At 39.3% G+C, this 14,740-nt stretch carries 7 protein-coding genes; 3 read left to right on the top strand and 4 right to left on the bottom strand.

All coding sequences use genetic code 11. The features are described 5' to 3' along the window. Positions 1–57: 57 nt before the first annotated feature. The 4 genes from ACYVM0_RS02620 to ACYVM0_RS02605 all read right to left on the bottom strand — a co-directional run bounded on the left by ACYVM0_RS02620 (position 58) and on the right by ACYVM0_RS02605 (position 8,847). Complete coding sequence (locus ACYVM0_RS02620) at positions 58–579, bottom strand: glutathione peroxidase (RefSeq protein WP_460552041.1); 522 nt, start codon at positions 577–579, stop codon at positions 58–60. A gap of 22 nt (positions 580–601) precedes the next feature. Further along, a complete protein-coding gene (locus ACYVM0_RS02615; protein ID WP_460552038.1) occupies positions 602–4,549 on the bottom strand; it encodes a DUF5977 domain-containing protein in 3,948 nt (1,315 codons plus the stop codon). Between the two features lie 38 nt (positions 4,550–4,587). Then, positions 4,588–6,021, bottom strand: a complete 1,434-nt coding sequence (locus ACYVM0_RS02610) for a hypothetical protein (protein ID WP_460552035.1) — start codon at positions 6,019–6,021, stop codon at positions 4,588–4,590. Positions 6,022–7,203: 1,182 nt separating this feature from the next. Continuing rightward, positions 7,204–8,847 carry a hypothetical protein gene (locus ACYVM0_RS02605; protein ID WP_460552032.1) on the bottom strand — a complete coding sequence of 548 codons (1,644 nt, stop codon included), beginning with the start codon at positions 8,845–8,847 and terminating at the stop codon, positions 7,204–7,206. A 397-nt stretch (positions 8,848–9,244) separates the two neighbouring features. On the opposite strand from ACYVM0_RS02605, the gene ACYVM0_RS02600 reads away from it, so the two are divergent. From ACYVM0_RS02600 to ACYVM0_RS02590, 3 genes are read left to right on the top strand one after another with little or no spacing between them, the layout of a single operon-like run. Continuing rightward, the gene (locus ACYVM0_RS02600; RefSeq protein WP_460552029.1) at positions 9,245–9,976 is read left to right on the top strand and encodes an ImuA family protein; all 732 of its coding nucleotides are present in this window, start codon (positions 9,245–9,247) and stop codon (positions 9,974–9,976) included. A gap of 1 nt (position 9,977) precedes the next feature. After that, a complete protein-coding gene (locus tag ACYVM0_RS02595) occupies positions 9,978–11,480 on the top strand; it encodes a Y-family DNA polymerase (RefSeq protein ID WP_460552026.1) in 1,503 nt (500 codons plus the stop codon). An 11-nt stretch (positions 11,481–11,491) separates the two neighbouring features. Continuing rightward, positions 11,492–14,713, top strand: a complete 3,222-nt coding sequence (locus tag ACYVM0_RS02590; RefSeq protein ID WP_460552023.1) for an error-prone DNA polymerase — start codon at positions 11,492–11,494, stop codon at positions 14,711–14,713. Positions 14,714–14,740 lie beyond the last annotated feature (27 nt).

The raw sequence follows: 14,740 nt of genomic DNA, 5'->3' as shown, positions 1-14,740 counted from the left end.
AGTAATCTTTTATATCCAGTGATCTTTATTAAATTATTTAAAATAGCAGCCAGCCTGTTAATTATTCAGGATAGCATTTTGCACTGCAGTACTTAACGGACTAACACTGCTGTCGAACCGGCCTACAATACTTCCGGTTTTGTCTATCAAAAATTTCTGAAAATCCCTTTTCACTTTGCCTTCCATTACATCATTGGCAATCTTATTACCTAACCATTGATAAATTGCGTTGGCACTGTCTCCTTTAACACAGCTTTTGGCAGCCACAGGAAATGTAATGCCATAGGTACCCTGCATCAATGTTTTTATTTGCTGATCATTGCCGGGTTCATTGCCAAAACTGTTGCTGGGGAAGGCTATCACTACCATACTATCTTTATGCCGCTGGTATAATTGCTCCAGTTCTGCCAGCTGAGCCGCACCACTACCGGCACTAGCGGTATTTACGATCAATATTTTTTTATCTTTATAACTATTGAAACTGATACTGTTTTTATCAATATCTGTAACGCTCAGCGAATAGATACTTACGATAGTTCCTGAGAAAATAACTGTGGCTAAGACGAGTAATTTAAACATGATATTTTTATTTTTTCAATTATTAATAAGGCCCGCAATCGGAAGCTGAACATTCTGTATAGTCAGCGCTATTACTTCCATCACTCCAGTGGTAATGATAAGTGCACAACCATTGCCCGGCAGCACAGCCCATATTACCCTTTCTGTCAAATACTGATGATGTGTATATTTTTATACCTGTTTCGCAGGTGCAGTTAATTATTTTTTTATCATTACCGCTGCAGGTAAATGTTTCTGTTATTGTTGAACTGTTGCTGTTGTCACTCCAGTGATAGTGATAGTTTACTGTATATGAACCCCCGCCATTATTGGTAACGCCATCGCATACTTTTACACCAGTTTCGCATGTGCAGTTAATTAGTTTTTTATCAATACCACTGCAGGTAATGGTTTCTGTTATTGTTGGTCCGTTGTACCCATCACTCCAGTGATAATGGTAACTTACTGTGTAAGGGCCCGAACCCGATGTACTTTCACAAACCTTTGTACCAGCTTCGCAACTACAGTTTACGAGCCTGTACTGCGAACCCGTACAGGCATAACTTGCCGAGCTGATGCATTTACCATTTTTGTTTGCATATTCCTGCCCGCCTGTATCTGCTGCTGCTTTTGAGTCTGCATCCGCTTGTGAGATCAGTGAAAAATACTTGCCGAATGGAACAGTGTAAGCAACTGCTGCAGCCGAATATCCTGAAACACAGGTTTGGCAGTTGATGTATTGTGTAACCGCTGTATTAAAATAAATAGTTGGTGCTGATGAATTATCCGGTGTAGCGTACACATATTCATTCTTTTTTACAAAATTGCCGTCCTGGTCTTTTATAGTAAGCAGGCGGTTAAAAGAATCGTAATTGTATGTGTTTGTTTTATTATTAGGATCTGTTATTGATGTTACACCTACCATTGGTTTATAAGTATAAGAGGTTACCCTGGCGTTGGGAAGAGCAGTTCTTACCAGGTTAAGTTCTGTTTGCAATGTTGTACCATCCATTGTTTGCAAAGCAGTAACTGAACCTCCGGTTAATTGTGCAACAGCATTGGCGTATGTAGCACCAACTATTTGTGCTACAGGGTACTGTGAGTTATACCCCCAGATAACTGCGCTGACAATACCTGCTTTATTAGTAAACTGTAAAATATTGCCGTTAGCATCATAGAGGTCAATAGTTCCTTCTGTTTCAAGCGTATTTCCTTTAACTGATTTTTCAACCGAGACAGGCACATAGTTATTATTTCCTGCATCGCCGTAATTAATTTTATCAAAGGAAACTTCGTTTGAACCATTCTCTGTTTTTGAAGTAACCAACTGGGTGATCATGTTTTTTGCTTTCATGGCGTTGGGTACTGTTCCTGTAAGATCGCTGATATAAGTGTTGGTGGTTTTGAGTGTTTCGCCTTTACTGTTGGTGGTTTCATTCCTGCTCAACTGCTGGTGGTCTTCATTATCAAAATACATATTGGTAACGGTAGTTACAGGGTTGGCGCCATTCTCATCGTACAGTGTTTCAGTTTGGGATCTTAAGTGTAACCAGTAGGAATCGATATCATACCGCATGGCATCAAACCTGTTTGTGGGGTCATCATCAGGATTACTGGGATTTACTGTTGGAGCTGATGGGTTTGAACAAGGCCATGAAGGCGGTTGCCATGTTCCTACATTTCCATATTTCGCATTGATAGTGTATCCATATAATTTAGTATGTAACCTGTCTTCAAGTGGTGCATAGGTATACTGTGTTTTTTTAATGGGGAAAAGAGCGCCTGATGCAGGTTTTTTATAAATGATCTCTTCGCTTAGTTTGCCATTTAAAGGAGCACTCCAGTTACTAAGCGGTGCACCCATGATCTCATTTAACCACCATACCGAAGCATTTACATCGCCACCAGCATAAAATTTATCCTGTATAGCTCCGCCTTCAAAATTTTCGCCATTGCTTTCAATTACATAAGCATAACTTATGGGTGCCGAGCCATAGTTATAAAGGTTATTTAAAGAGCCTGAATACATTGCCCAGTAGTGGCAATTTATGCTGCTGGTATTAACATAATCCTTCCAGTAAATGGGTGTGGGTACGGGCATCAATGACGACAAATTAAGTTCGTCCATTTTTGCATAATAATATCTTTTTATCACTGGCGTTTCTCCGGGATTGCTGGTTGATACCCTTTTTACTCTCATACCACCTACAATTTTGTTAGTTGTAGTGCCCGTATGTGTTTCAGGATAAAATTTCAGTTTAATGTCAGTAGTTTGTGCTGCACCCTTAGCTTTATAAGTCAGCGTGTATGTACCCGGGTAAAGTTGGTTAGGGCGACGTATATAAACTGTACCAGGGTTTGAAGCCTGGAAAGGTTCTGAAAAAATCGTGCTGGAACTATTGGATAAAGTTACAGTGGCTTGCATGTGAACGGGATCATAATTGGTCGCATCCTGTGTAGTGCAGGTGATAACCAACTCCACTTCCTGGGCTTTGTCTATAGTAAAAGTATAAGTGCGGGTTTGTTCTGTTGTATTGCTGGTACCTGTAACATTGCAAACGTATTCATGATAAGTTTGAAATGAAGGATCAGCTACTATATCGTTTCCCTCGTAGTCGATCACATCCACCCCCCCGGTTGGATATACAATTTTGGTAAGTAACCCCTTCCCACCAAATGCTGAATCAGGTTCACGGTTAGCTGTAGCATTTGGAAAACGTTCCTGCATATAAAAACCTTCGGGTTTAGGTATAAGAGTAGAATTAATCCTGCCGTTGAAATAGCCCCAATGATCCTGTGAATAGGATAATCGCGGCGGCCTGCCGCCGGGATCCTTATAAACAAATTTATGGGTCTTGCTGAATGCATAGTCGCCGGATGATTCTACTAAATCAGTAAGGTAAGGCGTGTAAGACTGCCCGCTTGATGTTTGACTCAGATAGGTCGCATTGGCCTGTTGCTGATTATAAGTGAAATTAAATACGCCTGTAGTTTGGCTTCCGGTTAACTGGGTTATAGAAGAAACCAGCTTATCACCACAATCTGAACGAGTGGTATAGGAGAACTGCACACTATTGCCTGCTGCGCTTATCGAGCTTAATAAGACGCCTTGTGTTTCCAGCAAGTTTATACAGGTAGATGAACCGGGAGCTGCCGGACAAGTATAGAAGGGATTAAATACTCCATAGTTTTGTGTTTCGCTCACGCCTGTCTCATAGTTATAGGTAAGACCCGTATAAGATAAATTGATCGCTTCGCCATTCGGATGCTCTATTTTGATGAGGTACCAGGCATTGGGCAGGTACGTAGAGAAAGTTTTACCACAGGTATTTAACCTCTTTGTTTTTTCTGTTGCTGATGAGCCGCCAAAATAATACATGATGCCATCGGTGGTAGTGATCTTAAAATTCCATATGGCTGAAGTAGAAAAATCCTTTTCTATTTTAAACTTTTCGGCGGGAATAAGAACAGGTTGATTAGATGCATCAAATACAAAACTTCCTGAAATGCCATTCATGCTGAAATTATACAAATCCGGCTCCGAATCGTAACCTGTACTATTACTGGAAGACGTTACTTTATCAAAAAATTCATATGTACCGCAATTGGGGCCTGCAGTAGAGAAAGGCGGTACCACCCTTGTGGTATTTTCGTCTGCCCATCCCCTTATGGTACGTGTAATTACGCCGCCGGCACTTAAAGACCAGCCCATACCTACCCTTGATGCAATCTCATCTACTTTTATTCCTGTAGAGCTATAACCGATAGATACGCCTGCAGATAGCTTAATACCTTTAACAGTAAACAACGGGATATTGATAGCCGGGCTGCCGGTATTTTTATTGAGTGAAATTTCACTATGCTTAATTATCGCTGCCGCATTGGGAGCCGGTGGTAAAAAATCCACCATCTTTTGAAAGTTATTGGCGTTTTGTGCTGTGGCGTAAACAGACAGCAGCAATAGCAATGCATTATATATTAATTTCTTCATACTGGTTCTTTTAAAAAATCATATTTAGTTTTAATCGCTTAAAAATTGTACCCCACCCTGAATACCACCGGCTGACTAACCGGCACATGCTGCCTCGCTAACATATCATACAACAATTGCAGCTTTGTTCCCTTCGTCCATTTGGTTTTTACATGTATCTTCTTAGTCAATCCCACCAAACCGGCATTTTGCCAATCATTAAAAGATTGCAACTGCTGAATATTTTTAAAGGCTGCATTGTAATTCATTTCGTATCCACCGCTTATGTAAAACTGTTTCTTCAGTTTCCAGTCTACAAAACTCCTCAGGCCAATACCCTGGTGGCTGATGCTGATATGTTGAATGCTACCTAACCCCATTTTGTAGCTAGCGCCAAGGCCGATAACTGACTTGTCGTTCAATTTATAGCCAAGGCTTAATCCAATATCTGCAGTAGTGGGCACAAGGCTGTTGTTTTTTGCAAACTGAAAATTGTTGATGAATTCCAACCGTTGTTTGAAGGTTTGTGTTTTGGTTTGATTCGGTTTAAAATCGGGTATTTCCGTATTACTGCCGCCGGCTTTAAGAACTTTATCTTTTAATTTATTCAGTTCTGCCTGAGCCGACTGGATATTTTGCATAATTTGTTCACGGGCATTGGGGCCACCGGCTGCAATCTGTTCCTGTATTAAAGCGTTTACACTGGCTCTTGTCTGTAAGCCAGATAGATTTGGCGTTGCACCACCGGCGATGGATGGCGAACCAAAGAGTTTTGCCAGCATACCATTCTGCTGCACAAATTTTGTAAAGGCAGGTATCTTGTTTAAGATGGTTAGTGCTGTTTCTTCTGCCTTCTTTTTATCGTTGAAAATCGCTTTGTAATTTTTCAGGATCTCTATGTAGTAGTAATTTTCTTTGGATATCTTTTGCAGGTATTTATTATTGCCCAGGTATTGCAGCGCCTGGTCCATTAATTGCTTTCTGCGTTCTTTAATGAACTGTTGCATAGCTTCGCTGCCGGCTTCCTGTTCTTCTAGTGCTGTTGCTTTTTGCCTGGCCTTCTTTACCGGCGCAATTAGCTTTTCATCCAGCTTTTCTTTTTGCTGCTCTAAGTAGCCTAAACTAGTGGTTAGTTTATCCCTGTATTCATCATATTTCATTCTTTGCGCTGCAACCACAGCTTCGCCTTTCTTATATTTTTCTAATGCTGCCGCAAACGTGAGTTGATTATTTGCAAAAAGGCGTTGGGCTGCTTCGGGATTTACTTTCAACAAAAGGCTGTGGATTTTATTTTCCCATTTGCTGAGTTTGGTTAATGTTTTTTCAGTTTTATTAGTAATTCGATCAGCGTACTGATCTATCTTTTTATCTACCTGGTGTATATATTTTAAAGGAACCTGTTGCAAAGATTGCAATACAGAATCTGTTTGTGCTTCACTGAGATATGAAGCGCCAATAAGCAGTATTAATATAAAGAGCCGGGTACGACTCATAAGGTAGTTGGTTTAATTGTTTTACAAAGGTTTTTATTAGGATTGATTTAACCTTGTGAAAAACCTCAGCATTTTCTGTTGTTTTTCCCAAATGCCTGATCTGTCGCAAATTATCTATCCGTAATCAATACTCCTACATTAACTTAGTAACTGTGCCATTTTCCAAGATAAGTGCGTCAGAAATCCAGATAACTGTTAAGCCCGGCCAATCAAAATAGTTGCATTAGTCCAAAACTTATACGCAATACAATACCTTTTGCATCGCTGCATCATTTTTTACCAAGCACTAGAAAATACATAAACACACTGTAACAGCAGTACGCTTACATAACTAATAGGCTTGTTTCAGAATATTTCTTTTCTTGAATGTTGAAAACCTTAGATGAATTACAATGACGGATTACTAACATTAACCAATACCTGCACATTGTAAAATTAAAAATAAATGAAGTTTTTCAATAAACAATATTTTTAAATGTTATTTTTTTAGATTTCTAAAACGCTCCTTTTAGTCAGTATTTTTACTGTCGTTTGCAGAAAATCTATTACTATTGAAGTAGAAATAAATCTACTTCATAAACGGATGGGATTGTGTTCGTAGGTCTTCGTTCCTAATGTTGTCTGCTTCCCTAACTGAACTTATTTGCAGAAGAGAGTTACTGTAGTTGTGAAAAAAAAGATTAAAGATGCAAAGTGGAACCCTTAATTTAGCCTTTTCGAACCTAACTGAAACAAAATGGAGTCAGAAAAGGATTTTTCTCAATTTTTGTTTCACCGAAAAAAATGGAGTAGTTAATTTATTGACATACAGGGATATAAAAAAGTAGTAAGAATCCAATCCGGATCACAACACAGTACAGCGAAGTTTTACTTCGCTTTTTTTATGCCGCTTAGGAGGCTTGATTAACCGTTGCGGCGGGTTGAAAAAGTAGTTTTACCTATGGCAAGGTTGAGGGGAATAACATTAAAGTGATAAATAAATTACTCACTTTTTAACAGCTATTTACTAAACTTTGACTGCGTACAACCAGTTTCCAAAAATCTTCTGGCAAAGCGCTTGTATGCAGGTACCGTTCTGCAGGTGTGTCATGTAAGGGATTGGGGTATCATTGCGCTATAGATGCCGGTGATGCTCTATGGCAAAAAGTAAAGATCGTGTTACAATGCTTATATAGTTAATCTTTATTTCAAAGCATACTTAATAGAGTCGTTCAAAACTGTAGTGCTTATGTAATGCATGGGCAGCGCCACCGAATAACCATCTTTTATGGTAATCTTTTCACTGGCAAAATACAAGGAGTCGTTTTGCAAGGCTACGCCTACAATAACTGCCGGTTTTCCAATGGGTAATTTAATATACTTGCCGTCTTTTTGCGTAAACGAATAACGACCTGACTGATCAGCATAAGCAGATAACCTTACATTCATATCAGGTATAACTAATGAACAATCTATAAATTTAAGCTGAGTTCCTGCTCCATTCGTTACATACATTTCAGCCTTCCCTGCTTTAGGGTCATCGTAAAAACGATCACAATTTATCCAACCCATTGTGGTTACAGAAAAGACTGTGGCCTCGTACATTTTTAAAAGCTTTTGATTATTGGCTCTCATATCTTTTATACTTTGCAATATTTTAATTTTTGCCTGGCGCCGGAAATTATAGGTTAGTATTTCATTGATCTCTCTTTCGGCAACACCTTTAGCTTTTAGTAAATCGAAAGCATTGACGGCATTCAGATTTACACCGTGATCGTTAACCAGTTTTATCTCTTTTTTGCTCTGTTGAGGAAAGTATTTTAACTCTCCCATATAACTATCCTTTAATGATGTTTTGCGAAAATCAAAATAGTAATTGGTATCTGTCCAGTTAATGTAATAGTGCTGCTTATGTTTATTCACAGAGTCGCAGAATGCAGCAATTTTATCTTTGTTGTCATTAAAGTAATCGATATACATTTTCTTTGCTATAGAATCTGATTGGGCAAGAGGCCTGTTTGGGTTATTATAATAAACCCTGAACAAATCATAATTATCCTTTTCTTGAAAACAATCTGCCTTATCGAAATAGAAATCGCTATTTATGAAATAACTCATAAAGATTGTCATATTTAAAAGCGACCATACCCGACCCCTGAATTCCTCTGTGGCAATATAGGTATTTTCATATTTAGTATCGGTGAAGCTCACTATAGAAGTATCATAATAAGCATACTTATCAGAGCCATCCGGATAACTGGTAAAGCAATGCCATATATAATGGTTGCCTTCGGGATAAAGCAGGTTAAGCGGCAATGGGATGGTATAATCAAACGCCGACATTGAACTATCCACTTTCCAATTAGTGCCATCGCCGGTAAACATTTGAAATCCTTCTCCAGCATTCATCGTAGGCATAGCCACAGTTAACGAAACGTTTTTATTCAATTGCAATTTTGTGTTTCCTGAACTGGCATTTACATACATCATCCCATTGGAGAGTAATAATTTATCCTCTGACATTGTAGCTAAACCAGATGTAATAAAATCCTGCAATGAAAAAGCCTCCACAAGCTCTACCTGAACCTTGCCGGGAACAACATCGCCATTACCATCGACAAAACAATTTGCAGGCACTAAAATTTCAGTGCCATTAGCAGCCTTGATGGTATTGGCTTTTTTATTGTCGATTTCAAATTTCTGTACCTTGGGCCTTGCCTGGTTATAAACTGCTTCTAATGGCCCCGGGGTAAATGGTGTTTTAGTAACGATCTTCTTATTGGGATCACCGGTACAGGATTGTAAGACCCACAGGAAAGAAATTGCTGCAAATATGTAAGTTCTCATAAGTGAAATATTTCAAATCAATTTAACGCATTGGATTGGTTTCTAATTCACTTTCATCCATTCCGCTCCCTTTAAAATGCTGTACGTTCCTCGTATTGTGAAAATGTATACCTGTTTATCGGTAGAGGTGAAACAACTTTTAACCTTGTACACCATATAGTTTGGTAAAGTTGAGGGTTTTCGTTCAGGAAAAGAGGACTTTACTATTGAAAATACGTAACTGTATTTATTTGACCGTTAATAATGCATCACTGAATGTAATTTTCAATTGTGCTTCTTTCCTTCTCTCTATTATCAGCCTCCACTAAGATATTGATTCCCCTTCTTCTACAATTGCAACAATAAAAGATTGATGAAATACTAAAATATTTAGTATTATTGCTATGTTCAACAACTCATGATCGCATCAAAAGCCGATATTATTGCCCAGTTACAAAAGGAAATTCTTCCTTTGCAGGGCTTTAAAACATTATCAAAAAATGGTGGTAATGATATTGGGCTTGGGCCAATTAAAAATGCTTTCCCCAATGCTGCTTTTCCTTTGGGTGCTGTGCATGAATTTTTATCAACCACAAAAGAAGATGCCACCGCAACAACGGGTTTTGTTTCCGGTATACTTTCTTCTCTGATGAAAAAAGGTGGCGCTGCCATCTGGATAAGTGCTTCCGGAACCATCTTCCCTCCTGCCCTTAAATCCTTTGGCATTGCTCCGGATAAAATAATTTTCATTGAATTAAAGAAAGAAAAAGAAATGCTGTGGGCCATGGAAGAAGCATTGAAATGTGAAGGACTTGCAGCAGTAATTGGAGAAATAAAGGAATTAAGTTTTACCGATTCAAGGCGCTTGCAATTGGCGGTTGAGCAAAGCCAGGTAACAGGTTTTGTTTTGCGTAATAACCCCCGCAGTGTACATACAACGGCATGTATTACACGCTGGACAATTACTTCAATAGCCAGTGCCTTAGCTAACGAAATGCCGGGAGTAGGTTTTCCCCGGTGGAATGTGGAATTATTAAAGGTCAGAAACGGTAAACCTGGCAGCTGGCAAATGGAATGGGTTGCGGGAAAGTTCAGGCATATTCCTCCAATCAGTTTATTAGTACCAGTACAACAAAAGAAAACGGGATGATATGCCAAAGCGTTTTATGTCGATATGGTTCCGTTACCTGAGAACAGACTGGTTTATTCGCCGCCAGCCTGAACTGGCTGCAATACCATTTGTTTTGTCTGCACCCGATCATGGACGAATGATAGTAACAGCAGCCAATGTTTTAGCACAACAACAGGGAATTGATCTTGGTATGGCTGTGGCAGATGCAAGAGCCATCATCCCTTCATTAAAGGTTTTAGATGATAAACCCGAACTCGCCAAAACATCATTGACAGGCCTTGCAGCATGGTGTATCAGATTTACACCTGCTGTAGCTATTGATCTGCCTGATGGGCTCTTAATGGATATAACCGGTTGTGCTCATCTCTGGGGCGGAGAAAAACAATACCTGGAAGAAATCAATAACCGGTTTAAACAATTTGGTTATGATGTAAGGATTGCTATTGCAGATACTATTGGCACTGCATGGGCTATTACAAGATATGGACAAAATAATTGTATAATAAAAAGCGGAGAACAAACAATAGCACTAATGCAATTACCGCCTTCCTGTCTTCGTATTGATGCAGCCATTGCAGAACGGTTAGAAAAACTGGGGCTCCGGCAAATCAATAATTTTATCAGTATGCCACGTCCTTCTTTACGGAGGCGCTTTGGTAAGGAGTTATTACAACAACTGGATAAAGCATTGGGCCATGAAGAAGAAACCATAATTCCAGTAACACCTATTGAGCCATACCATGAGCGCTTACCTTGTCTTGAGCCTATTGTAACGGCTACAGGCATTGAAATAGCATTACAACGATTATTAGATGCTTTATGCAAACGTCTGCAGCAGGAAGAGAAAGGTCTTCGTATGGCGGTGTTTAAATGTTATCGTATTGATGGAAAAATTGAAAAACTGGAGATAGGTACCAATCGTCCTACCTGCAATACAAAGCATCTCTTTACATTATTTGAAATAAAAATAGATTCTATTGAACCGGCTTTGGGAATAGAATTATTTACGATTGATGCATTAAAAGTAGAAGAACTAACAATTGCGCAGGAAAAATTATGGGAAAATCATTATGGTATTGATGATGTTGGCTTATCGGAATTATTAGACCGGATAGCAGGAAAGATTGGTGCCGGTAAAATACATCGTTATGTACCTGATGAACATTATTGGCCGGAGCGTTCTTTTAAAGTAGCATCGTCAATAGATGAACCGGTACAAACAATATGGAAGATGGACAGGCCAAGGCCTTTACAATTATTATCAAAACCTGAAGTGATTGACGTAACAGCGCCTATTCCCGATTATCCACCCATGAACTTTCGCTATAAAGGAAAACTCCATAAAATAATGAAAGCCGATGGACCGGAACGTATTGAACAGGAATGGTGGTTGCAACAAGGACAACATAGAGATTATTATGCCGTGGAAGATGAAGAAGGACATCGCTATTGGCTATTTCGTTTAGGGCATTATGATGTAGCCAAATCCTATCAATGGTTTATTCATGGCTTCTTTGCTTAAATAATTCCGTTATGCTTTATACAGAATTACAGGTAACCACCAATTTTAGTTTTCTTCGAGGCGCTTCGCATCCCGAAGAATTAGTGGAACAAGCCGTATTGCTTGGATATAATAGAATCGCAATAACAGACCGCAATACGCTTGCTGGTATTGTTCGTGCTCATGCGGCAGCAAAGAAGGTCGGTATAAGGATTATTGTTGGCTGCCGCATTGATTTGCTTGATGGCATAAGCCTTCTTGCCTATCCAACCAATAAAAACGCTTATGCTCAAATTTGTAATTTACTTACAATTGGAAATAGACGTGCTGAAAAAGGCGAATGCCATTTATACAAAAAAGATATTTTTCAATATTCGAGAGATATAAAATTTATTGTACTTCCGCCTGATGCATTAAATGAGCAATTTGAATTTGAGCCTTCCTTTGAAGCATCATTAAAAGAATACCGCAACGCTTTTGGTAATGATCTTTATATAGCAGCATCAAGAAAATACAATGGCGATGATAATAAATACTTATTTCGTTTATCACAGTTATCCATAGCGCTCAATATTCCTTTAGTAGCCACCAACGATGTGCATTATCATGAGCCTGGCAGAAGACAATTGCAGGATATTGTAACCTGCGTTCGTGAAAAGTGTACCATCTACAATGCCGGTTATCGTTTACATCCCAATGCAGAAAGATTTTTAAAGCCGCATGAAGAAATGCTAAGGCTTTTCAGGCAATATCCCGATGCCATACTTCGTACAAAGGAAATTGAAGATGCCTGTACCTTTTCTCTGGATGAATTAGTATATGAATATCCCGAAGAGATTACTACAGCAGGACGAACACCACAGGAGGAATTAACCTTTTTGGCTTGGAAGGGCGCTAAAGAACGCTATGGAGAAATTATCCCTGAAAAAACAATTGCAGCCATAAATTATGAATTGAAATTTATTGCAGAAATGAATTATGCTGCTTATTTTCTTACGGTGCATGATATAGTACGCTATGCAAGAAGTCAACAGATCCTTTGCCAGGGCCGTGGCTCTGCAGCTAATTCAACAGTTTGTTATTGTTTAGGCATCACCTCTATTGATCCGATAAAGTTTGATCTATTGTTTGAGCGTTTTATTTCTTCTGCAAGAAATGAACCTCCTGATATTGATGTGGACTTTGAACATGAACGCCGGGAAGAAGTGATTCAATACATCTACAATAAATATGGCCGTGACCGTGCAGCCATTATTGCAACCGTTACACAACAACATCAGAAAGGTGCCATAAGAGATGTGGGCAAAGCCATGGGATTATCGGTAGATACTATCAATCGTTTATCAGGTTCTATCTGGGAATTTACCGATGAATGGTTTGAAGGGAAACGATTGAGTGAACAAGGTATGGATCCGGGTGATGTGCATTTATTGAAAGTATTACAGCTTACCAAAGAATTCATGAGCTTTCCAAGACAATTAGGACAACACACCGGAGGCTTTGTCATTACCCGTGGTAAACTCAGCGACCTTGTTCCTATTATGAATGCCCGAATGGATAACCGCACCTGTATTGAATGGAACAAAGACGATATTGATGCACTCGGCTTTATGAAAATAGACGTATTGGCACTCGGCATGCTTACCTGCATACGAAAAGCATTTGATCTGGCAAAACAACATTACCATCTTGAATTGACGTTGGCCAATATTCCGCAGGATGATCCTGCTGTTTATGAAATGATCTGCCATGCAGATACCATTGGCGTATTTCAAATTGAAAGCCGTGCGCAACAAAGTATGTTACCAAGATTAAAGCCCAGAACATTTTATGATTTGGTTATTGAAGTAGCTATTGTAAGGCCCGGGCCTATACAAGGCGATATGGTGCATCCCTATTTACGTCGCCGCAATGGTGAGGAGCCAGTTGAATATCCTTCCAAAGAATTGGAAGATATTTTAGGAAGGACGCTTGGAGTTCCCTTGTTCCAGGAGCAAGCTATGAAGATTGCTATAGTTGCAGCCGGCTTTACTCCTGCTGAAGCTGATGGCTTACGAAGGAGCATGGCTACTTTTAAAGCACATGGTTTAGTAACTCAGTATGAAAAGAAATTGATAGAGGGCATGATGAAAAACGGATACAGTCTCGATTATGCCCAACGTGTTTTTAAACAACTGGAAGGCTTTGGTAGTTATGGTTTTCCTGAAAGTCATGCTGCAAGTTTTGCATTACTCGTTTATGTTTCTTCCTGGCTTAAATGGTATTATCCCGATGTATTTGCCTGTGCCATACTCAATAGCATGCCCATGGGTTTTTATCAACCGGCACAACTGGTTGGCGATGCAAAAAAACATGGTGTTGCAATAAGGCCTGTTGATATTAATTATTCTATGTGGGACAATACACTTGAAGAATTATCCGGGAAATTTCGTGTACTACGTTTAGGCTTCAGGCAAGTGAAAGGTTTAAGACAAGATGATATTGAAGTGTTGGTATTGAACAGAAAGAAACTATACCATACAATAAATGAACTTCGGGATATTGAATTATCAGCAGCAGTACTGGAAAAATTAGCAGATGCAGATGCTTTTCGATCTATTGGTTTAGATAGACGTGAAGCATTATGGGAAGTATCCACCAAAGACCGCCCGGTTACAATGTTTAGTGGGCAAACTGCGGCAGATGCAAACGGAGAAAATATTTCTTTACCCATCATGACAACATCCGAACATGTGGTGCATGATTATGCAGCAACTTCTCTTTCTTTAAAAGCACATCCTGTAAGTTTTGTAAGGGAGAAGTTAGATCAGCTGCACATTTTATCTACTGATCAATTACCAACGCTTAAAGACGGCGCATTAGTAAAAGTTGCAGGTCTTGTTTTAGTACGGCAACGGCCAGGCACCGCCAGTGGTATTTGTTTTATGACCATTGAAGATGAAACCGGATTTGCCAACCTGGTGATCTGGGAAACGCTCTTTGAAAAGTTCCGTAAAGAAATTATTCAATCCCGATTAATAATGGTAGAAGGTAAAGTACAAATTGAAGGCGAAGTGATTCATGTGATCGTTCAACGTTGCTTTAATTTTTCTTCATTATTGAGAAATCTTACCCCCAAACACAGTGACAATCTGCCGGTACTTACATTGGCTTACCCGGATGAAAAATCAGTTCCACCGGGGTTGGAAAAAAGATCAGCAACTAAGGAGATGCCTCAGAAAAAAATATATCCGGAGGCGAGGAATTTTAAGTGATGTTGTTGGCACCTCATCATTTTAAAT

The sequence above is a fragment of the Ferruginibacter profundus genome (assembly GCF_054783275.1).
This window is presented reverse-complemented; position numbering and strand designations above follow the sequence as displayed.